The following is a 22,797-nucleotide window of genomic DNA, read 5'->3' as shown; positions in this document are numbered from 1 at the left end:
TGGCAATTAGTCTTGCCAAGTTTCTTGATTTTCTTTAAATTTTCTCAAAAGGTTGAGTCCGTCTGCAGTGATGTATCCTTGAACCTTAGCAACTTTAATCAACTCACTGTAGTTTGAAAGAGTAACTAATTTAACACCGGCATCCGCAAAGTTTTTCTCAGCTTTTGGCAATTCGTAAGTAAAGATAGCCACAACACCGATAACATCAGCCCCTTCACGCTCTGCAGCTGCTACGGCATCAAGAACAGAACCACCAGTTGAAATCAAGTCTTCAACAACAACCATCTTTTCGCCCTTAACCACACGACCTTCGATTTGGTTACCAGCACCGTGATCTTTTGGTTTGCTACGAATATAGGCAAATGGAAGGTTCATCTTGTCAGCGATGATAGCACCGTGAGGAATACCAGCAGTTGCAGTACCAGCAATCACTTCTACTTCTGGAAATTCTTCCTTAATCTTTTCCACAAAACCATTTTCAATCAAGGTACGTGTTTCAGGATAAGACAAGGTAATACGGTTATCCGTATAGATTGGTGATTTAATACCAGACGCCCATGTAAATGGCTCTTCAGGTTTAAGGTAAACCGCTTTGATATCTAGCAAGTCTGAAGCAATTTGTGATGCTAATGTCATAATTATTATCCTCCGTAAAGCGTTTTCTACTCTTTATTATAACCTAATTCAATCTATTTTCCTATGAAATAAGGACTTTTTGAAAATTTATTGACCGTTCCATTGGGCCTTGATGTCGTGATAAGCTGCCACTGGATCATCAGCTTGCGTAATTGGACGACCAACAACAATGTAATCTGAACCAATTTGGCGAGCATCGGCAGGCGTCATGACACGTTTTTGGTCACCAACCGCTGCTCCTGCTGGACGAATACCAGGTGTCAAACAAACGAAATCTTCATTTGTTGCTTCTTTGATTTTGGCGACTTCGTGTGCTGAGCAAACAACACCATCAAGACCTGCTTCAGCCGTCTTCTTAGCATAATGAACCACTGATTCTTGAAGTGTCGTTTGGATATTTTGGAAATCATGCATTTGTTCCTCAGAGGTAGAGGTCAACTGTGTCACTGCAATCAAGATTGGACCATCTCCCAAACCTTCACGCGCAGCCTTCATCATTTCCACACCCCCAGCCGCATGCACATTAGTCATATCAACGCCTAGGTTAGACAAAACACGCATTGCAGATTTAACAGTATTTGGAATATCGTGAAGCTTAAGGTCAAGGAAAACACTATGGCCAAGCTCTTTAACGTAGCGTACAATCTCAGGCCCAGCCGCATAGTAAAGTTCCATACCAATCTTCACATAGAGCTTTTCATCAGCAGGAAACTTAGCAAGGAATGCCTTGACATCCTCAAAAGTCGGGAAATCAAGGGCAATAACAGGACGATTTTCTCTCATTTCTTATATCCTTTCACACAAAAAACCTCCGCCAGTCAGCGAAGGTTGCACGAAAACAGGGCAGTCCCTACCCTTTAGTGATGCCGTAGCATCTCAGTACACCTTTCTCGCCTCTCTGGACTCGATTAAAGGTTCAGTTCAATTTGTTCTATTATAGCGCTTTTATATGGGAATGTCAAAGGGGGATGAAAGTAATTATACCTTTGTTAAATTCCTTAAAAATGCTATTTTTATTCTATTTCCCCAACGAGTCTGTTCGAACTTCCTTACGCAAGTCTTCAAGTGTTGTGATGCCATACTTGTCCATGACTTCAGGGAGTCGGTCAATGATTTTAGGGCAGGCATAGGGATCTGCGAAGTTGGCCGTTCCGACACCGATGGCTGAGGCACCAGCGATAAACATTTCGATAGCCGCTTCGGCACTGTCGACACCACCCATACCGATGATTGGAAGGTCTGACGCTAGAGCAACTTGGCGAATAAGTTTAAGGGCTACTGGGAAGACAGCTGGGCCTGACATACCACCTTGACCATTGGCAATGATAGGTTTGCGAGTAGCCAAGTCATAGCGTGTACCGACCAAGGTGTTAATCATGGTAAAACCAGTCGCACCGGCATCTTCGACTGCTTTGGCGACACTCGTGATGTCAGCCACGCTCGGTGTCAGTTTGACATAGACGGGCACATCAGAGTGAGAGACACTGGCTTTTACTGCCGCATAGGCAAGCTCTGGGACTTGTCCAATGAGAAGGCCGTTATTGCCATGGTCCACGTTTGGACAGGAGATATTAAGCTCGATAGCCTTGACGTTGCTGGCTTTGGAAATCTTGTAAGAGACTTCCGCGTATTCTTCATTTGAAAATCCAGCCACATTGGCAATGATTGGAAGATCAGGATAATGCTCCTGCAACCAAGAGAGTTTTTCTGACAAGACAGCATCAACACCTGGATTTTGCAGTCCAATGGCATTAAGCATGCCTGACGGTGTCTCAGCCACACGTGGTGTTGGATTCCCAAAACGTGGGTTGGCAGTCGTTGCCTTAATCATGATAGAACCTAGTTTGTCCAAATCATAATACTTGGCATACTCTTGCCCAAAACCAAAGCAACCTGAGGCTGGAATAATAGGATTTTTCAAGTCGAGCCCTGGAAGGCTGATAGCTAAACGATTTTCTGATTTAATCTCTGACATGGTAACCTCCTAGACGATGACTTTTCCGGTAGGGAAGACTGGCCCTTCCTCGCAAACACGAAGATTTTTGGCATCTGACTCTCCTTTAACGTGGACCACACAGGCATAGCAAGCACCCATACCACAAGCCATGCGAGCTTCCATAGAAACATAGGCATGAGGATGATTTTCAAATTTGCTATCGACATATTTAAGCATGCCTGGCGCTCCGCAACTGTATACGGCATCTGGAGTCCAGTCGAAACCATCAATAACTGTCGAAACGTAACCCTTGATACCGTATGAACCGTCATCAGTAGTCACATAAACATCACCACAAGCCTTGAGCTTGTCCTCCAAGATAACGGCATCCTTATTGGCAAAACCAATCACAGACACGACTTCCACACCTTTAGCCTTCAACTGCTTAGCCGTCTCAACCAAAGGTGGGACACCGATACCACCACCAATAAGTAGAGCTTTCTGACCAGCCTCTATAACGGAAATATCAAAACCATTTCCCTGAGGCCCCATGGTATCAATGGTTTGACCAGCTACCATCTTAGACAGAATGGCTGTCCCCTCACGTTCCACACGATAGACAATAGTTGCCTCTTTCTTGTCGTAGTCAATCTCTGAGATGGAAATCGGACGACGAAGGAGCTTACTTGGGTCTGGCACCTTGAGGTGGACGAACTGCCCAATCTGCATATCCGCAACCATCTCTCCCTTAAGCACCATCTCGAAAATACGAGGTGCAATCTCACGCTGACTCACAATGGTTAAATCTTCAACTAAAATCATGACAACCCTTTCTAAACTGCAAAATGTCATAAAAAAACCTCGCCACATGGCAAGGTCGCACAAAAAATCACAGGAGAACCCTGCTGTTTCAAACTGTCCGACCTTTTAAGTCTCTCTGGACTCATTTAAAGGTTATTTTGTGATAATTATAACCGTTTTCATAACAGATGTCAAAGGAGAAAAGAAAAAACCAAAACTTATAAAATTAAGCTAAGGTCTCTCTAATCTATGCTTAGGGCATTTGTTTGATAAGTGCTCTATCATCTCATAGGGGAACATAGATTGTCAACATTCCTGACAAGAGGTGCTAGAGTTCTTGAACAAGAGCCATAAAAAACATTATTTAAACAATCTGTCGTAAACCATGGTATGAGCTAACTGCTGACCATCGCCACCCAGCAAATCAACCAAGGCATAGGCAAATGCCAATGCTGTGCCGGCACCACGGCTAGTGATGATATTGCCATCAACAACCACCAAATCTGTTTGATGATCACCAGCTGCAATTTGTTCCTCTACACCTGGGAAACAAGTGAATTTACGACCTTCAAGCAAGCCTGCACGGTTCAAAACAGTCGGTGCGGCGCAGATAGCAGCAATATATTTTCCTGCTTTATTTCTTGCTTGGAGAGAAGCAATCAAGCCTTCGTGATCACGCAAGTTAGTGGAGCCAGGCATGCCTCCAGGAAGAACCACCAAATCATACGCATCAAGATTACCGTCAAATACGCCATCCATGGCTACTTGAATCCCATGTGAACCCGTTACTGACGCACTTTCAAGTCCAAGCATGCTACAGTCAAATCCTGCTCGACGGAAGACATCCACTGGGCTCAAGGCTTCAATTTCTTCAAAGCCTTCTGCAAATACTACTGCTACTTTTGTCATGATATACCTCCAATTTAGTTATCACTAGCTTATATTTCACCTTAAATTATAGCAGTTTTAAAAGCAGGAAACAAACCATAACAATACGCTTAAATAAGGAAAAAAGACAGCAGAAGGACTGTCTTTGTCATTTTATCTAAACAAACTTGCTAGGATCCATAAGAGATAAATATGGCTTGGGTAGAAAATATAGAAAAAATTCTTGTTACCACTACCACGCTCACCATTGTAGAAATACATAGGAATTGCCGCAAAAACCATCATCCACTGAACGCCTGTCGGGTCAAAAAGATGGGCAATCACTGAAATAACAGCCAGGACAATGATTTGAGCCATGCGATTGGTACGGAAAATATAGAAGAGCAAACCAAGGATAACCATGACAAAGCCACCCTCAACCATGATAACGCTTGGAACCAGTGACAAGAGAAAAGCCACACTATGGGCCACAAATGGATTTCCATTAGGTGTTTCAAAAATCCCTCCTAGTACAGCAACTGGAATCGCTGAAAGGATTGGCAAGAGAAAGACACCCATTCCCTGAATCAATTCCCTATAAGACTTGTCACGAAGGCCCTTAAACAATAAATCCCAAGAGTAAATAAAAATCCCAGTAATAAAGAAAGTTGAGAAGGCATTATTGGTTAAACCGATACTACCATTATGAAAAATACTACCAATGATGGCGTTGCTAATGATCATAAACCAACTCATGTAAAGTAACCGCCTGAGAAAAGCCATACGATCGTGTGTATAGTGAAAACTATCAGCAGCAAGAAAGAGGAAAATCGGGAAAGCCAGGCGTCCCAACATCGTCAACCATATAGGTGCCCCCATACTCCCGAACATCTGATAGATTTGGTCCAAAAACATAAGTGCAACAGCTAGGTATTTTAAATTAGTCGCATTGCTAATCTTTTTATATCGTTCATTTAATGCTCCTTTAATTTTCAGCATATTAAATGATACCATAACTAGAACATAAATTCAAAAGAATATTTGAAGAAATTTGATATGATTTTTAACTCTTTATGTCATACAATTTTTTATGACAATTTATATTACATTAAGATAATAAGTTTAGATTCACAGCCCTCCCCAAGCATTTCTACAGGCTTTATGCTATAATGGTTAGGCAATATTTACGTTCATAACGTATTCAAATTGTTTAAAAATATCTAACTAAGCTCTGCAAATTTTCGAAATAACTCTTTTGGAGAGCAGAGCGAGCAATTAACCGAGACTTTCCGCCGTGTTAAAAGCGCCTGAAACCTTTTAGTTTCAGGCGCTCGGAATTTTTGAGAGTAAAACAGTTTGGGAAACTGTTTTAGCCTGAGCCTAAAAATGAAAAAGCGAAGGGGCTCAAAACCAATTGAACACGGGCTGCGAATTGTGTCAAAAAGACAAGTTTTCCTAGAATCTAAAGATTCTGCGTCAAACTTTCTATTTTGACTTTATTCGCAGACGCCCTTTGTATCTTAATTAGTCATGGAACTTTGTAAAAGTTCGCTGACGTCCGCCAACACCTAAGGAAAGTCTCACAAATTATTTTATTTTTAAAATAAAACAATTATTATCACTAAAAAGAAAGGAAGTACATCATGTCTTTTGACGGATTTTTTCTTCATCATATGACGGCTGAGCTACGTGAGCAGGTGCTTTACGGGCGTATCCAGAAAGTTAATCAGCCTTTTGAGCGTGAGTTGGTCCTGACCATTCGTAACAATCGTCAGAATTACAAGCTTCTTCTTTCGGCTCACCCTGTCTTTGGACGTATTCAGACGACCAAGGCTGACTTGCCAAATCCACAGAATCCAAACACCTATACCATGATTATGAGGAAATACCTTCAGGGAGCGGTTATCGAGGATATTCAGCAGGTAGAAAATGACCGTGTTCTGGAGATTTCCGTATCAAACAAAAACGAAATTGGTGACAGCGTCAAGGTTACTCTGGTTATGGAAATCATGGGGAAACACTCCAACATTATCCTGATTGATAAAAACGAGAGCAAAATCATCGAGTCTATCAAGCATGTCGGTTTCTCCCAAAATAGTTACCGTACTATTCTACCTGGATCTACCTATATCGCACCGCCTAAGACAGACGCTAAGAATCCTTTCAACCTTCCAGATGAAAAGCTCTTTGAAATCCTACAAACCGAGGATTTGTCGGCTAGAAACCTTCAAAAACTTTTCCAAGGTTTGGGGCGTGACACGGCCAATGAATTATCAGCTTTACTTGAGACTGATAAGCTCAAGAATTTCCGTGCCTTCTTCAATCGTGAAGTAGAGCCAAACTTAACGGCAAAAGCATTTTCAGCTGTAAAATTTGCTGATAGCCAGGACCAACCTGAGTTTGAAACCTTGTCTGCCCTTTTGGACTACTACTATTTGGATAAGGCGGCGCGTGACCGTGTGGCTCAACAAGCTAGTGATTTGATCCACCGTGTGCAAAATGAACTGGAAAAAAACAAGAAGAAACTTGTTAAACAGGAAAAAGAGATTGCGGCGACTGAAAATGCTGAGGAGTTCCGTCAAAAGGGGAACTGTTGACCACCTATCTCAACATGGTGCCAAATGACAAGGATAGTGTCGAGCTAGACAACTACTACACTGGTGAAAAGATTACTATTCCTCTAAATGTGGCTCTGACTCCTAACCAAAATGCGCAACGTTACTTCAAGAAATACCAGAAACTCAAGGAAGCTGTTAAGCACTTGACTGGATTGATTGAGGAAACCAAGCAGACCATTGATTATTTGGAAAGTGTCGAATTCAGCCTTTCTCAAGCCAATATGGATGAAATCGGAGATATTCGTGAGGAGCTTGTTCAAGCTGGCTTTATGAAGCGTCGTTCAACTGACAAGCGCCAGAAACGCAAGAAACCTGAACAATATCTGGCTTCTGATGGCAAGACCATTATCATGGTTGGTCGTAACAACCTGCAAAATGAAGAGTTGACCTTCAAGATGGCTAAAAAGGGTGAGCTCTGGTTCCACGCCAAGGATATTCCTGGTAGTCACGTGGTCATCAAGGACAATCTTAACCCTACTGATGAGGTCAAAACGGATGCGGCTGAATTGGCTGCCTACTACTCCAAGGCTCGTCTGTCAAACTTGGTTCAAGTGGATATGATTGATGTGAAGAAGCTTAATAAACCAACGGCCGGTAAACCTGGATTTGTAACTTATACTGGACAAAAGACCTTACGTGTCACACCGACTGAAGAAAAAATCGATAGCATGCGTATGAAGTAAATTGTTCATCTCACTACCACCAGTTCAATTATCTGGTGGTTTTTTTATTCTTGTCTCAAGAGCAAGAAGTTGCTTAAACATTACATCATAAAAAGGAGTGAGACAGAATCAATCATTCTATCTCACTCCTATAGGTTCGCAGTCACACATTAAGGACATTTTTGTGCTTTATGAGTGACAAATATTTATTTCAAGGCATTGCCTTAAGGTGACAGACTTAAGCCCTTGTTTTTATTTATCTGACGAAGGTGTGGTTTCTTTAAGTGTGGCCTCTATCAATTGGAAGTCTGCTTTCTCAGCAGGTTCCGTATCTCCATCGGACTCTTGAATAACATATGGTTTGAAAGCCTCATACTTAGACCAAAATTCATCTTCGTTATAACTGTGACCGTCAACACTATAGGTCACCTCAGAAACTTTCGTTGATTCGCTTGGGGAATAAACAGTATAATCAAGAAGCTTATCTAGTCCCGTTCGTGAATAATTGATACGGTAAGTCATTTCAGATGAAATATAGGCACTGGAACCCCAGTGAACTTGCAAGGTTCCGTCTTTAAAAATCGTAAGACCAGGTCGGAGACCGAACGGAATTTTATTATTAAAGAGATTGACAGCCTTCTTACCGTCAAATGTGTAGACGACGTAGACGTAGTTATCTTGACTACCAATCAGTAATTCATCAACGCCATCATCATTCAGGTCAGTTACCAAATAGTTAACCTTGTTATTATTTTGATTTTTTAGGACCATTACAGGATCGTAATCAACACCTGAGCCTTGTTGGTAATTGGGATCACTGACTTTCAAGACATAATCCTTCACGATTTCCTTGTAAGCTGAATGAGCCGTTTCGTTTATGTTAGTTCCTTTAAAGATATTTGAATCCTTTTGAGAAAGTTTAAAGTTTTCAAGGTCATCCACTAGGGGCTGGTGTTTGTCTTCAAGATCAACACCATAAGCCTTTTTAAAATCATAAAGTTTCGTTCTGGTTGAATCTTTTCCATCTTTCAAGAGACAGACACCTGTCTTGAGGTTATAAACCACATAGAGTTGGCAATCATTTTTCAAACAAGGACAAACAATCGTTAGTTTGATAACATGCCCTTCTTGTCTTATATCCTTGTAAAGAAAGGCCTCATAAGAGTAGCCCGTTGCAATAGCGATACGAATGAGCAATTCTTGAAGACTAGGATTTTGACCGATATTCTGATAACGTTTCAGACTTGCTAAGAGATTATCTTTAGTGTTATCAGAGACCAACCAAGCTGGTTTATCATCTGATTGGAGGGCATCTCCGAGTTTACTATCTTCCACCGATGCGATGAAATAATAGCAAAGCATCCGAATATAGTTTAAAGCTTCCTTTTCTTTAGTTGATGGCGAACCTAAGAGATGTTCAACCGCAAAACTATTAGTATAGATAAGCTTAACCTGCTTCAAGTCCTTATCTTGGATAGCTTTTAAAAGTTTGTTATATAGGGCAGCTATAATCTCATGATAGCCTTTTTTCTCACTATAGTCCTGTTTGTCTAGGGCAAGAATCTCATCCCTACTTAAGACTTTGTCCAACTTAGACAAGACTTCTGACCAATCAGAGGTCAGCAAGCTTTGATCTAATTGATTCACACTTTGTTTAGATTTTGCGGTATCTGTATAAGAAAATTCTTTCAACCAGGTAATGATATCTGATTTTAAGCCATCACTTAGTGTTATGCCGTAGCCGTCACAGGCCTTCTTTAATATATCTTGTAACCAACTATCGTCAATCTTTTCTTTGTCAGTTACCTTTTTAATAATCTGCTTCTTGAGTTCGGCTAAAAATTTATTGGCATCATCGTCTGAGAGATGCGATTCTTCCTTGATTTTATCAATAAGACCAATTTCGTCTTGACTGGTTTTGATAGTTTTTTTGTCTACCGAAAAGCCAACCTTGTCAAGCAGAGCATAGACACCAGCTAAGGCTCCCTCCCCACTTACTTCATTAACTGAAGCAATACGGATAAGAACATCAGATACGCCAGATGTAATGGCTGCATTTTGATATGTTGTTGAGGAAACTTTGGTAATTTTTGTTGGTGTCACAATCTCAACCTGAACACCAGAACCTTCGGACAATGGTTTAATATAAGCACTTGAATAAACCTTAGAATTGGTATCAACATCGTCCAAGTATTTGGCAATGGTCTTACCATCGACGTCTATCACCTGGTCTTCAGCGATATTCGTGTCACCCAACAGTCGCTTGGTATCCGCTTTTTCCGATGAGGATAGGGAAGAACCTAGTGACATCAAAGGCTGTGTCAGAACTTTTTTAAGATTTTTTTCTTTCTTACTATCTATTTGCGTATTCTTATTGGATAAGGCAGTTAGATTAGGTGATTTTTGGGAAGAGGAGGTCTCTGATTTTGTGATGTTATTAGCAAAAACAAGACCATTTGGGGATATAAAAGGGGAAGCAAGTGGTTGAACTGTTAAAAGAAGAATAAGACTTGCTACTAACCCATTAAACAATTTCTTTTTCATAGGATTTCCTGATATGTTCTCGTATTAAAGGTTATCAAAGCTAATGATATAGAATGACGAACCGTGCTTTTTACAAACATAATGACGGGTTTTTGATGAGGTTGCCGGAGCCTTACCGTCTGTAAAGTAAGTCGTCGTCGTAAAATCTATGGTAAAGGTTACCTGATCACCATTTTCTTTAATGTCATAGATATTATCAGTCTTTGATTCAAAGTGATCATAGTGGTCAGGATTTTGTAAGTAGATATCAATAATACTCTTATAAGTAGAGTTATCTTTAGACTCAAAGTATGGATAAACATAATCTGATGATTCTTTAATAGTACGATTGATGTCACTTCTAAAGTTAGTCATAAAGGTCTCAATATTCTTCTTGGTATCTTGCTCACTAGAAGTATTTTGTGAAGAAGAGTTGCTTGAAGAATTGTTTGATGAGGTTTTCGAAGATGCCTTACCATCAGAGCCTAAATTTGAGACAACGAAATAATGATAGGAAGTCCCTGTAACAGTTAAGCCCAATTCGCTGGCCTTGTCTTCATCTAAAGTTATCTCAACATCAACAGTGTCCCCATCTGAGAGTCCAGTTTCCTTAGAAACGGTAATTTGGGGATTTTCTAAAAATTTCTTTATCTCACTACTACTACTTGATACACTTGGGGTCGCATCGATATGTACACTGGCAACCCCCGAGCCATTTTCACCATCAACGTTCAAACTAACTTCGTATTGAGACAAATCAACTGTTTGGCCATCATGGTAAGAGCTGCCATGAGAATAGTCATTGTTGTTATTGAAATTATTGACATTAAGTACCAAAATGAGAGGCATAACAATCCCTAAAAAGATTAAACAACCTCCAAAAAAGCCTCCCAATGATTTTCTTTGAGGGAATTCTAAATTAGGCAGTGCTGGTGACTGAGCACGATTTCTATAGAAGAATGACTCACCATTTTGAAGGAAATGATCTGACTTCTGACAAAGCGCATAGAGTGAAAAAATCGAACTAATAATATTTACAAAAGGAACCAAAGTAAAGAGATAAAGTACAAAGATTCCTCGTCCTCGTAACCCTGCATCTCTCAGTCTTCTCGTTTTAAGCGTCAATCCTGGCAATATTAGAACCAAAGAAGGTAACCAAAGAATACTATAAATTGAAAGACCTAATAAGGGATTAAAAAACAAATAATCAAGCAGGTAAACATTAGTCTTACTTATGAGTAAGAAGCTGAGAATAGCGTAAAAACTTCCCCAAGCCACTAAATTAAAGAATACGATTGACCAATAACCTTTTCGGGACGTAAAGCCATTAAAAGACCAGTAACCTCTGAAATAATCAGCAAGTGCTCTCCCAAAGGTAATCTCTTGTCCACGTTGATCAACGAGAAAAGGGGAGGCATATTGATCTTGCGAAGTATTGTAATAATTGGGAATTGCATCTCCTTGATAATCTTGTTTAGGACTAGGATCTTCTCCTCCCATGTTTGTCTGCGTATTATAATAGTTTGGAGTTGCTGCTTCCTGATAATCCTGTTTAGGACCTTCTCCTACTATGTTTGTTTGCTCATGCAAGTGTTCTGATGCAAACCGATCGTTAAAATCAGATGTCTCTGCTACATCATACTGCTCTACGCTTGGAGCCACTTGAGGCGAACTTTGCCCTTGAACGCTTTGATCTGTATTATCTGGACCACTATCAAATTTACCAGAATTTTTTGCTTCAAGATACTCATCAGCATTTGGCTTTCGCCCATGAAGGAGTTCAAAATAATCAATCCAATCATCTCTTTTACTCATAACACTAAAATAACCTTTCTAAATTTTCAATTATACCCATGTCTATTCTAATCGTTTATTTACCTTCGTCGGCTGTCAACAAGCCTACCCTATCTTCATGACGAGGTCACTCCTTATCATTAGCGGCATCAAAGTTTTTCACGTCTGTCGGTGTGTTGCTCCTCTTGTTTACGATGTGCAGTGGCATTCATCATACTGTCTTCAATACTATCCTTAACTTTAAAAACACCAACTTCTATCAAGTGCATTACAAAATAAATACCCACTACCATAGCCATAAAAAATAAAAAAATGAAATTTCCATATTATCCTACTTTCTTGAAGATGAATAGTCGATTACCTTACGTTCGACCTCAATATTATCATCTAACTGCTTTAAAATAGTTTCTATACGTGTCAATATAAAATTGTAAACAAAGGCTGTCTCTTTAAAGCCTCGTTTCTTCAACGTTTCCAATGAAAATTGATAGATGTATTCTCCATTATATTCACCTAAACTTTTAAACGAGAAAATGGCTTTTCTACTCACATTTTTAACGGTGATAATAATAAGGTCAGAATAAAATTCTTGCTCAACTTTTGTAGCGTTTTGAAAGGGACCGCCAGGTGTTTTGGGTAGGACAAAGGGCTTCTCAACTAATTTCTCAGAAATTGCATTTAAGGATGTGATTTTTCTTGAATAAAAAGAATGGGTTTGTTGCATGAATAATTGTGAATCACGTTGTTTAATGACTCCCTTCTCAATCAAAGCATTCTTAAATAGTGTATCTGCTGGTCTAACCGCATAAAAATAGAAAAGAGGAAAAAGCACCAAAGACACTATCATTCCAATCCAAGTTTCGTAGTACATTTATTTCTCCCCTTTCTTGAGATAAGTCACATAAACTCTGTTTTGAAAGTCTTGATCCTCATGCAACACAAAGGCAGCGACTCCCATAACAAAAACAGAAATCCCCATTGGCAATAAATTTTTATAACGCTCATTTGCGACATTTTTATTGATCTGTTTATAGAATTCTCTAGTCGTGTCGAAACTGCTGGAGCCATAATAGTCAGTACTGTATTTTGTAGGTAGAAAAACACTTCCTGATTCATAGATATAACCGTTAGCATTTGTACCCTCTGCCGGCTTCAAACCGTAAAAGACAAAGAAGAGATTGGCAATCAGCATAAGAGCCAACAAAGACTTATGTTTGGTGGTGATATTAGACCAGAATGAGTCCGTCATCGCATAAGTATTTAGAGGTGCTGTCTGTCCTGCATTAGTATAGTTAGTCTGAGAATAAGGACTTGATGGCCTTGTAAAATAAGGATTTGACTGGCTTGTCTCAGACCATTGAGGTGTATCTTGTGAAGGTGATATTGGTCCACTGCTGAATGGATGCGTTTGTGGATTAGAATTGACATCACTTTGGGATTGGTTATTGGCAATGAACTGATCAACTTGATGACCAAAACCAAAGTTTTGCTGATTAAGGCCTGTATTGATAGGTTGAGTACTTACAGTCTGATGTACAGGATTTGTAGCTGGCTCCGGAGCTGGCTGTTTCAGTGCTTCAACTCCTTCAAAAAACTCTTCAAAGCTAGGCTTACGTCCATGATTTAATTCAAAATTCTTCACCCAGTTTTCTCTTACTTGTTTTGGAGATTGAGGCATCTCTTGTTGAGGACTCGTTATGTTTTCCTCTTTTTCTGTCACTTTCTCTTTTTCAAAAAATCCTGATGCTTTGGCTTTACTGAATTCTTCTAGAGTGGGCTTTCTACCATTGACTGCTTCGAAGTACTCAAACCATTCTTGCTTTTCCATAATGATTTCTCCTAATAACCAGATTGAGGTGAAGACAGATTATCTCAGAACTCTTTCACCTCATTGTTCACCAAAATGAAGCTATGTTATATCGTGTGACAATAGCTTTCGTTAGAGTATACTGATATTATCAAATAATTCATAGCATTTACTTTTAAACTTTTAGAATTATTATAACTAATTCCTCAGAATCAAACGTAAAAAAGCAAAAATATTTTCATATTGCTGGATTCTAAGAATATAGATATTTTTTTGAAAATATTTTTTCCTTATTAATAATTGCAGATTTTTGGTATATAATAGACTTAGAAGATTTAAAAGGAAATTTAAGTTATGGAAAATCGTTCTTGCTATGGTCAAGCCTTCAGGCAATTGCGTTTAGATCGGGGATACAGTTTAAAAGAAGCTGCTGGGAATATTATTTCTCCTCAAATGCTTGGGGTTTTTGAGCATGGAAAATCTGGTATTAGTCTTAATAACTTTGGCCGTCTCCTAATTCGTATAGGGGCCACTTGGAATGACTTCTTCCGCTATTACAATGGGGAGTCTATCTTAAAAGAACTGTCTTTATCGGACGAAATTTTAGTCAAGATTAACAATGGTCATTATTATGATGGCTTTAAATTAGTCGAATCTTCTTTTGAAGGTGATTATTCAGATAATCCCATTCTCGAAACTGTCTATAAACTATCCTACCAAAGTTATTTTCAAACACTGAGCCTAACCTCCAAACTTACGGATGACGAATTAGAAATTGTTTTAAACTATTTAAATCGTATTGATACATGGGGGATTTTTGAGTATTCAGTACTTAGCTATATATTAGCTGATTGCCCTTATGAAATGGTCAAGTATCGTTCTGACAAGATTTTAGATGCTATGGCTAACAATAAAAAAGTTTTCTATCCTCCAAAAAAGAAGATATCGCTATTCTGATTCATATGATTGGCTATTTTTCGAGAAAGGCCTATTTCAAGGATGCCAATAAATTAATCGCTGAATTAGAAAACATCCTTAAATCCCCTTCTTACAACCATCTCTATACTGAAAAATTTAATTTTAAGTTTTATCAAGCCATGAACTTCTTACGACAAAACAATCCCAAGGGACTTGAGATCGCAAGAGATTGTATTCATTTTTTAGAAGCCTTCGAGGCTTTAGACAACTCTAATGCTTCAGCCATAGACAAGAATAAAATTTTAAGTGCTGTTTCTGTATTGAATAAGACTGGCATCCCTTTTAAAGAAAGCTAAGTTTATTTCAATTAAAAGCACTAGAAGGTATTTGGAGCCAGCATTTATCGAAGTTTTTCCTTCAAAATCAAGACCGGTATTCGGTCTTTTTCATTTTTAAATCCCTGACTATTACTAATCTTAAGCAAAAACTGTTATATTTCTTGTAAGCACCCCCTATTTCTTCTTGATTTCATGACATTTTTCTAAGGACTATGTTAAACTATATAGGTAATTACCTATATAAAGGAGACTTTCAGTATGAAGGCTCTTATGTCATATACGAGCTCTGTTTTAGAATGGTTAGGTCGCTACGTGGGGCTCTTAGTCTTCGGCATATTATTTGTGACAGCCATGATTATTCGGACCACTATGATGACCGGCTATTTTGAATGGGCAGAGATTAGTAGCGTCCCTTGGTATGTTTATGTTTCAGGTGGGGTCATCCTGCTTTTGACGCTTCTCTGGCCCAAGCTTTTAAAGAACTATACAATCAAGCAAATCTTCACGTTTTTTACAATATGCTTTGTGAGTTTTGGGCTCGTTCTGATTTTTCTGACGAGTTTTGCTGGGCGAGACGATGCAGGTACTGTTTTCCGAGGGGCAGTTCAGTTCAACGCTGGCAACTTTTCCTTGATAAAACCTGGGGCTTACTTCTACCGTTATCCCCACCAGTTAGGTATGCTTAGCTTTGAAAGACTTTTTCTTTACCTGATTCCTCTACCTGTTATCTCAGTTTTCTATGTACTCAATCTGGCTATGGTCATTGGGATGAACTATGCTACTTGGAAAATCACAGAGGTACTTTTTAACAGAGCTCATATCAGTCGTTTGGCTGTCATCATGAGTTTTGGTTTTTTACCTCTAGTTTTCAACATTATGTTCGCTTACGGGCTCATGTATGGCTTGTTCTTTTCAAGTTTCGCTATTCTATTTTTCTTACGCTATTTGAGGCATGGTAAGGCTAGAAATGCTATAGTTTCGGTAATCATGCTAACCTTGGCTTACTGGGTGCGAAGTAATAATATTATTCTCATACTTGCATTGTCTGGTATTCTAATACTGTTGATACTTAGAGAAAAACGCTACACTTATTTACTGTTGATACTAGCCTTCTTCGCTTTTCCAATGACTATGCATAAGGCGACAACTAGCTATTATGAAATAACTACCCATCAAAAAATTTCTGGAACACCTCAAATTGCTTGGTTAGCCATGGGCTTGCAGGATGAGCCAGACTCAAAACGTATGCCAGGCTGGTACACCGGCTATGTTAGAAAAATCTATACCAAGAAAAAGGGAAATATTGATAAGATTGAGAAAAGTGCAAATCACCTCTTTGATAAGCGGGTGCAATATTTCTTAGAACATCCAGATGAAGCGAGTTGGTTCTTCAGCACTAAATTTATCAGTTCCTGGACTGAAGGGAGTTTTCAATCCATCTGGAATGGGCCTAGTAAAGACAAGTATCAACCCTTGTGGAATCGCTTTGCGACTTCTATTTATCATGATGGAACCCTACATCTCTTTTTCGTAACCTATATGCAAGGTTACCTTTTAGTCCTCTACTTGGGCGGTGTGTTCTATTATGCCTTTGCCTATAAACGAATGGGAGATGGGGCAACACTAGGACTTTATGCCTTCCTTTATCTCTTTGGAGGCATCCTCTTTCATCTGATTTCAGAGACCAAGAGTCAGTATACCCTGCCTTATATTTACTTACAACTTCCGATGATTGCGGCGGGTTATAGTCATATGTCACAAAAGCTCTGTCGCTTCCTAAAGGCTATGAAAAGTCATCCTAGGATGGCTTTTTTAGATTGTCTCACACTTGCTATCTTGTTATAATAGTTCTATGAAAAATTCGTCTGTTGACTTGTTGCGAGGCCCTATTTTGAGGTCTCTTTTAATCTTTGTCTTGCCTATCTTAGTGTCCAATATTTTCCAACAACTCTACAATACAGCCGATGTCATGATTGTGGGGCGTTTTCTAGGTCCAGATGCCTTGGCGGCTGTAGGTGCTTCTACTGCTATCTTTGATTTGGTTATCGGATTTGCCCTTGGACTCGGTAATGGTATGGGTGTTGTTATCGCACGTTACTATGGGGCGCAAGACTTTAGGAAACTTGGTCAATCTGTTGCGGCTACATTTGTTATTGCTCTTGGATTGAGTATCTCAGTTATGCTACTAGGACATTTTGGTCTCTACCCCTTATTGAGCTTTTTAGGAACTCCTAAATCGATTATCAATCAATCCCATCAATACATTTCCATGATTGTTTCCGGTGTGGGCGTTACCATGGGCTATAATCTTTGCGCTGGGCTTTTAAGAGCTGTTGGTGATAGTCTAGCTGCCCTTTATTTTCTGATTTTTTCAGCCTTTGTCAATATTCTCTTAGACCTCTTCTTTATCACCCAGCTCCATCTTGGTGTTCAGTCTGCTGGTTTGGCAACGATTATTTCACAAGGGCTTTCAGCTATCCTCTGTCTATTCTACATCAAGAAACGGGTGGGCTTTCTACTTCCTAGCAAGTCTGATTTTGTTTTTGATTCAAGTCTTTATCTAGACCTTTTTGGTCAGGGTATGGCAATGGGACTGATGAATTCCATTGTATCTATCGGGACGGTCACCTTGCAATATGCCATTAACGGCTTTGGTCCTCTTATCATTAGTGCTCAGGTGGCAGCAAGACGCATCATGTCTTTCGCTGTTCTCCCTTTGACCTCTCTTGCTGCTGGGGTCACGACTTTTACCTCGCAAAATTTCGGGGCCAAACAGTTTGAACGTATTCTAGCAGGGCTGAAACAATCTTGCCTCGTCTCCATAACTTGGTCCCTAATGGCTTGTGCCATCCTCTATATGGCTAGTCCATTTCTAGCAGAACTTATCTCTGGCTCAAACGAGGCTATTATTATTGAAAATGCCAGTCGCTATCTGCGTATCAGCTCACTCTTTTATCCCATTTTAGGGATGCTTTTCATTTTTAGAAATTGCTTGCAGGGACTAGGAAAAAATTAACGCCTTTGACATCTAGTTTCATTGAGCTTTTTGGTAAAATTCTCTTTGTCATCTTAGTTATTCCATATTTGGGTTACCTTGGCGTTATCTTATGTGAGCCCTTAATTTGGATTCCCATGACCATTCAACTCTATTTTGCCTTACGAAAACACATTCGACGCTTATTTGTTAGCTAGACGACTTTTTAAGAACAAGTAAAAAACGTGCCAATGCGCACGTTTTTACGTTACTTTAGTCCCCATTCGTCTGAAATCTGATTCATAATAGCTTCCTGAGAGACGATTCCAAAGCCCAGCATGTAGGTTGAATAATCTGCATAGATAACATTGTTATTTTGAACAGCTTTTAGATTGCTCCAAACAGATGTATTCTTCAGTTTGTTATCAAGAAGTTCCTGAGAATCCGCTTGAACAATCAAGAGGTCTGGATTAAGATCTTTAAGTTTATCGATATCAATAACTTGGTACATATCCTCTGGATTAAAGGTTTGAGCACGATTGAACTTGTAAGTGTCATAGAGATAACCAAAATGTCCATAAGCATAATAGCGAATGTCATTGCCCGTCACGCGCAGATACATGAGCTTTTGGTCACCAAACTTAGCCTTAACATTTTCAGCAAAAACGGCTTCCTTGGCATCCATTCTATCAAGAGCATCTTTCATCTCATCACGCTTGTCAAAAATTTCGGCAACCTTTAGCGAGGTTTCGTGGTAATCCCAATTTTCATCTGTGTTTATGCGATAACCAACGGTTGGGGCAATCTCTGAAAGCTTGTCATAGAGACCTTCTTGGTCTACTGTCATCAGGATAAGATCTGGCTTGAGCTCCTTGATTTTTTCAAGGTCAGGAGATTTTTGCCAGCCGACAGAGACCACATCTGCATCCTTGTAGTGTTTCTTAAAGAGAGTGGAAAACTCTTGCCTCCCTTCCTGCCCTGTTGTAGCACCCACTGGTGTGAGGTCAAGCGGTTCTAAGATTTCACCGTATAGGTTGTCAAGGATAACAATACGTTTTGGCGCTTTTTTCAACTCCGTTGTTCCAAAATCATGAACAATAGTCTTAGCTTTAAAGGTATGACTAGTATTACTATCATGAGCACTTTTGACAAGGTTCATACTCGGCAAATAGTATAAAAAAAGGCCTGAAATAATAGCAAGAATGGCTACTAAATAAAGAAAATTTGTTTTTTTCATTTAAACTCCTTAAATGTAATCAGGGCTATCAGTTACCTTTAACGTTATCTTAAAATTTCTTTAATGTCAATGGCTAACAGCTTGTTTTAGAAGCGAATTTAAATCGGTCCTATTAAATAATCCAACAGTGAGAGTTTTAGGACCTTGCAAGCATTAACAGGGGCAGGTTAGGTCATGAAACTATGTTATAATGATAAGTAACACTGGAGGGAAATTATGTTACATGAACTTTCATTTAAGGGACAATGGCGACAGTATCAAAAGCGCATTCTTGACAAGAGTGATACTTACATGTCGGATGGCAAGATTCACTTAGTAGCTGCACCCGGATCAGGTAAGACGACCTTAGGAATTGAATTTATAAGGCGTTTTGGAAATCCTAGCTTAATTCTTGTTCCGACCGTCACCATCAGGCAGCAATGGGTTGATCGTATTAAAGAGGCATTTTTAAATGATTCTAGTCAAGCAGACCAACTCATATCGCAGGACTTGAAACAGCCCAAAATTATAACCGTTGCAACCTACCAAGCACTTCATAGTGCTATGAATCAGCTTGAGGGAGACGCCCTTTCTGAAGACACGGATGATACTGCTGACCAAGAACATTATGAATTTAAAGGCTTTGACCTTAAAAAGACCTTTAAGGAGTTAGCTTTAGGGACACTCTGTTTAGATGAGTGTCACCATCTGCGAAATGAGTGGTGGAAGAGTTTAGAGATCTTTCGTAAGTCATTTCCAAACCTCAATATGGTCTCCCTGACTGCGACACCTCCCTACGAAGGGGAGCCAGCCCTTTGGGAGCGTTACATCAGCATGTGCGGTGTTATTGACGAAGAAATCACCGTCCCTGAACTGGTTAAGGAAGGAACACTCTGCCCTCATCAAGACTATGTTTACTTTGCCTTTCCGACTAAGAAGGAACAAAAACACCTAGATCAGTTTGAAAAGCAGAAACACGACTGTTTAAATAGACTCTCGGCGGATGAAAATTTCTCTAGTACCATTCAATCTAGCTTGGCACTGACAGGTCAGATTACTGACGACGACTTATTGACTAATCCCAAATACCTTTCTGCTATATTGATTTTCTTACGTTCCAAGGGTCTACCTTTCCCGCAATATTTTCAAGAGCTACTTGGTGCCAAGGCCTTACCTGCTTTTTCTCTTGGGTGGTTTGAAACCTTGCTCAATGGTATCATTTTTCAAGTACCAAATTGGTTCACTTTTACTGAAGAAGCCTTTGACCAAATCAAAAGTGATTTAAAAGCCAACGGCCTTATTGAAAGAAATCAAGTTAAACTCATTCGCAATAAAAAGCAAGATGTTTTACTTAATCAATCTCTAGGTAAACTAAAGGCTACTAAAGACATCTTTAAAGCGGAATACCAAGCTTTGGGAAATGATCTTCGACAGTTGGTGCTGACAGACTTTATTCGAAAAGATTTTCAAAGCCATTTAGGTGATGATAAGGCAGAGTTCACACAACTTGGTGTCCTTTCCTACTTCGAATCCATTCGTAGAGAAATGCTTGAGCAGTCTTGGTCGGTACCCATGGCTGTATTGACAGGAAGTTTGGTGATTATCCCGACTGCTGCCAAAGAACCTTTAGAAAAACTTATTCCTAGTTCTCGTTTGTCGTATGAGATTGTTGGACAGTTAAGACAAGATCAATACCTAAAGGTCAGTGTTTCTGGTTCTCACCATGACCTAGTGACTGCCCTTACCCAACTTTTCCAAGAGGGGGATATTCAGGTGATTATTGGAACCAAATCTCTCCTAGGTGAAGGATGGGATGCTCCTTGTGTGAATTCACTCATTCTAGCTAGTTTTGTTGGTAGTTTCATGCTAAGCAATCAGATGCGTGGACGTGCCATCCGAATCTGGCCTGACAATCCTGAAAAAACCAGTAATATCTGGCATTTGATTTCCATTAATTTTTCATCAAGACACTGGTATGAAACTCAAAATATTGAGGAAAAATACGCTGAGATTAACGAGCTTCAATTATATGAGCTAAGTCCCGACTTAGACTTGTTAAATCGTCGCATGAAGCAATTTCTAGGCCTTCATTATCATGAGCAGACGATTGAGTCTGGCATAGAGCGACTGGAGTTTAATAATCTCAAATTCAACCGAAAAAGCTTGGAGAAACTCAATCAAAACACCGTACGGCAATCTCAGAATCGACAGGAACTAAAAGACCGTTGGCAACAAGCCCTGCCCCTTTATGAGGACATTGAGGTGACTAATGAGGTTGCCGTTGACAAACACTTTCTACCAATGGCGTACCTTAACGATTGGAAGAAAGCTATCCTACTCTTTCAGGCGTTCGTTGTTACCTATTACATCTTTGACGCTAGCAAATATCTGATTAGTGGGACACTGTCAAATTTTAATCTTACGATTCTTTTGCTCTCCATTATTGCACTAGCTATCGTTTGGGGAAGATATGCCATCTATAAAAGTCCCTATAAACGTTTGGAAATATTTGGAAAAGCTATTCATCAAGCCCTGCTAGATGCAGGTCAGATTGAAACTAAAGAATCTGCTCCTAGAGTAGTGAAAGATAGTAAGCAGGCCTTATATAATGCCATTTATCTCAAGGGTGCTTCAATGAAGGAGAAAGAAATCTTTGCTCAAGCTGTAACTGAATTTTTCGCCCCGATTGAAAATCAACGTTATATCTTAAAAGCTAGCCACAAAGTTATAGACCAGACCGAATATTTTGCTGTACCTAGCATGTTTGAAAAACGTAAAACTGAAGCGACTGCTTTTCTCGAACACGTGCAAAAGACCCTTGGCAAATATGAGCTGATTTATACACGAAATCCTCAAGGACGCCATATTTTACTTGAGGCCCGTATCAAGGCACTTGGTAACAAGCAAGAACGTACTATTACACGCAAAAAAGTCATGTCAACACTAGAATGACACATAAGCAAAACGACTATTACTGTCTTACCGTGTTAAAATAAACCCAAAGATACTATATTGGAGAATCCTATGACAATTACTCACATTTTTTTCGACCTTGATGGTACCCTCATTGATAGTTCTGAGGGCATCCACAATGGTTTTGTTCAAACCTTTGAAAGACTAAGCCTCCCTGTCCCTAGTGATCAAAAAATTCGCACCTTTATGGGACCACCTTTAGAAGTGACATTCAAAGAAGAAATTAGTGAAGAAGATGCTGCCCAAGCCGTCAAAATTTATCGGGAGTATTATGAGACCAAAGGGCAATTTGAAGCCCATCTCTACGATGGCATTAAGGAGGTTCTTCAGGAACTGAAGCAGAATCCTAATAAGAAAATTTATATCACTACTTCAAAAAATGAGCCTGTTGCCCAAAGGATGTGCCAACACCTGGGTCTCACAGCCTATTTTGATGGCATTTATGGGTCTACGCCTGCTGCTTTACACAAGGCTGATGTCTTACAACGGGCGATTACTGAAAATCAGGCGCCTAAGGACAGTTCTGTCATTGTTGGTGATACCAAGTTTGACTTGATTGGCGGAAAAACTGTTGGCATTAAGACATTGGCTGTGACCTGGGGATTCGGAACCAACGAAACGCTATTAGCGGAAAATCCTGATTTAGTTGCTCATAATACCCAAGAAATCAGGGATATTTTGAAATAATAATTGATAATGAAAAGAGCATGATTTTATAGTCATGCTCTTTTTGT

At 39.6% G+C, this 22,797-nt stretch carries 16 protein-coding genes and 2 pseudogenes; 7 read left to right on the top strand and 11 right to left on the bottom strand.

The window, feature by feature from the left end:
* Positions 1-6 precede the first annotated feature (6 nt).
* The 6 genes from pyrE to HSISS3_RS04485 form a co-directional block, all read right to left on the bottom strand.
* On the bottom strand, positions 7-636 hold the full coding sequence (pyrE, locus tag HSISS3_RS04510) for an orotate phosphoribosyltransferase (RefSeq protein ID WP_002888403.1): 630 nt from the start codon (positions 634-636) through the stop codon (positions 7-9).
* A gap of 87 nt (positions 637-723) precedes the next feature.
* Positions 724-1,419 (bottom strand): orotidine-5'-phosphate decarboxylase, encoded by a 696-nt coding sequence (gene pyrF, locus HSISS3_RS04505; protein ID WP_021151868.1) that lies wholly within the window; start codon positions 1,417-1,419, stop codon positions 724-726.
* A gap of 235 nt (positions 1,420-1,654) precedes the next feature.
* On the bottom strand, positions 1,655-2,611 hold the full coding sequence (locus HSISS3_RS04500) for a dihydroorotate dehydrogenase (protein ID WP_021151867.1): 957 nt from the start codon (positions 2,609-2,611) through the stop codon (positions 1,655-1,657).
* A 9-nt stretch (positions 2,612-2,620) separates the two neighbouring features.
* Positions 2,621-3,394 (bottom strand): dihydroorotate dehydrogenase electron transfer subunit, encoded by a 774-nt coding sequence (locus tag HSISS3_RS04495; protein WP_042771827.1) that lies wholly within the window; start codon positions 3,392-3,394, stop codon positions 2,621-2,623.
* Positions 3,395-3,733: 339 nt separating this feature from the next.
* The gene (locus HSISS3_RS04490; protein ID WP_021151865.1) at positions 3,734-4,282 is read right to left on the bottom strand and encodes a DJ-1 family glyoxalase III; all 549 of its coding nucleotides are present in this window, start codon (positions 4,280-4,282) and stop codon (positions 3,734-3,736) included.
* Positions 4,283-4,414: 132 nt separating this feature from the next.
* Positions 4,415-5,239 (bottom strand): TraX family protein, encoded by an 825-nt coding sequence (locus HSISS3_RS04485; RefSeq protein ID WP_051176038.1) that lies wholly within the window; start codon positions 5,237-5,239, stop codon positions 4,415-4,417.
* Positions 5,240-5,883: 644 nt separating this feature from the next.
* Between HSISS3_RS04485 and HSISS3_RS04480 the strand changes: the two are divergent.
* Positions 5,884-7,541, top strand: a pseudogene (locus HSISS3_RS04480) (NFACT RNA binding domain-containing protein).
* Positions 7,542-7,772: 231 nt separating this feature from the next.
* On the opposite strand, the gene HSISS3_RS11285 reads toward HSISS3_RS04480, so the two are convergent.
* From HSISS3_RS11285 to HSISS3_RS04460, 4 genes are all read right to left on the bottom strand, one after another.
* On the bottom strand, positions 7,773-10,064 hold the full coding sequence (locus HSISS3_RS11285) for a DUF1002 domain-containing protein (protein WP_021151861.1): 2,292 nt from the start codon (positions 10,062-10,064) through the stop codon (positions 7,773-7,775).
* A gap of 24 nt (positions 10,065-10,088) precedes the next feature.
* Positions 10,089-11,858, bottom strand: coding sequence for a DUF805 domain-containing protein (locus tag HSISS3_RS04470; protein WP_021151860.1), 1,770 nt, complete (start codon positions 11,856-11,858; stop codon positions 10,089-10,091).
* A gap of 310 nt (positions 11,859-12,168) precedes the next feature.
* On the bottom strand, positions 12,169-12,708 hold the full coding sequence (locus tag HSISS3_RS04465; protein WP_021151858.1) for a hypothetical protein: 540 nt from the start codon (positions 12,706-12,708) through the stop codon (positions 12,169-12,171).
* Positions 12,709-13,665 carry a hypothetical protein gene (locus tag HSISS3_RS04460; protein ID WP_021151857.1) on the bottom strand — a complete coding sequence of 319 codons (957 nt, stop codon included), beginning with the start codon at positions 13,663-13,665 and terminating at the stop codon, positions 12,709-12,711.
* A gap of 333 nt (positions 13,666-13,998) precedes the next feature.
* Between HSISS3_RS04460 and HSISS3_RS04455 the strand changes: the two genes are divergently transcribed.
* The 4 genes and pseudogenes from HSISS3_RS04455 to HSISS3_RS04440 all read left to right on the top strand — a co-directional run bounded on the left by HSISS3_RS04455 (position 13,999) and on the right by HSISS3_RS04440 (position 18,092).
* Positions 13,999-14,601 carry a helix-turn-helix domain-containing protein gene (locus HSISS3_RS04455; protein WP_021151856.1) on the top strand — a complete coding sequence of 201 codons (603 nt, stop codon included), beginning with the start codon at positions 13,999-14,001 and terminating at the stop codon, positions 14,599-14,601.
* A 5-nt stretch (positions 14,602-14,606) separates the two neighbouring features.
* Positions 14,607-14,918, top strand: a complete 312-nt coding sequence (locus tag HSISS3_RS04450; protein WP_021151855.1) for a hypothetical protein — start codon at positions 14,607-14,609, stop codon at positions 14,916-14,918.
* Positions 14,919-15,158: 240 nt separating this feature from the next.
* The gene (locus HSISS3_RS04445; protein ID WP_021151854.1) at positions 15,159-16,745 is read left to right on the top strand and encodes a hypothetical protein; all 1,587 of its coding nucleotides are present in this window, start codon (positions 15,159-15,161) and stop codon (positions 16,743-16,745) included.
* A gap of 7 nt (positions 16,746-16,752) precedes the next feature.
* Positions 16,753-18,092 (top strand): annotated as a pseudogene (locus tag HSISS3_RS04440) (MATE family efflux transporter).
* A gap of 50 nt (positions 18,093-18,142) precedes the next feature.
* On the opposite strand, the gene HSISS3_RS04435 reads toward HSISS3_RS04440, so the two are convergent.
* Positions 18,143-19,111, bottom strand: a complete 969-nt coding sequence (locus HSISS3_RS04435; protein ID WP_021151851.1) for an ABC transporter substrate-binding protein — start codon at positions 19,109-19,111, stop codon at positions 18,143-18,145.
* 216 nt (positions 19,112-19,327) lie between these two features.
* On the opposite strand from HSISS3_RS04435, the gene HSISS3_RS04430 reads away from it, so the two are divergent.
* Complete coding sequence (locus tag HSISS3_RS04430; protein WP_021151850.1) at positions 19,328-22,042, top strand: DEAD/DEAH box helicase family protein; 2,715 nt, start codon at positions 19,328-19,330, stop codon at positions 22,040-22,042.
* Between the two features lie 72 nt (positions 22,043-22,114).
* The gene (locus HSISS3_RS04425) at positions 22,115-22,750 is read left to right on the top strand and encodes an HAD hydrolase-like protein (protein ID WP_021151849.1); all 636 of its coding nucleotides are present in this window, start codon (positions 22,115-22,117) and stop codon (positions 22,748-22,750) included.
* Positions 22,751-22,797 lie beyond the last annotated feature (47 nt).

It is taken from the genome of Streptococcus sp. HSISS3 (assembly GCF_000448605.1).
Classification (GTDB): Bacteria; Bacillota; Bacilli; order Lactobacillales; family Streptococcaceae; genus Streptococcus; species Streptococcus raffinosi.
The sequence above is the reverse complement of the archived record's forward strand: the minus strand, read 5'-3'. Positions and strand labels throughout refer to the sequence as shown.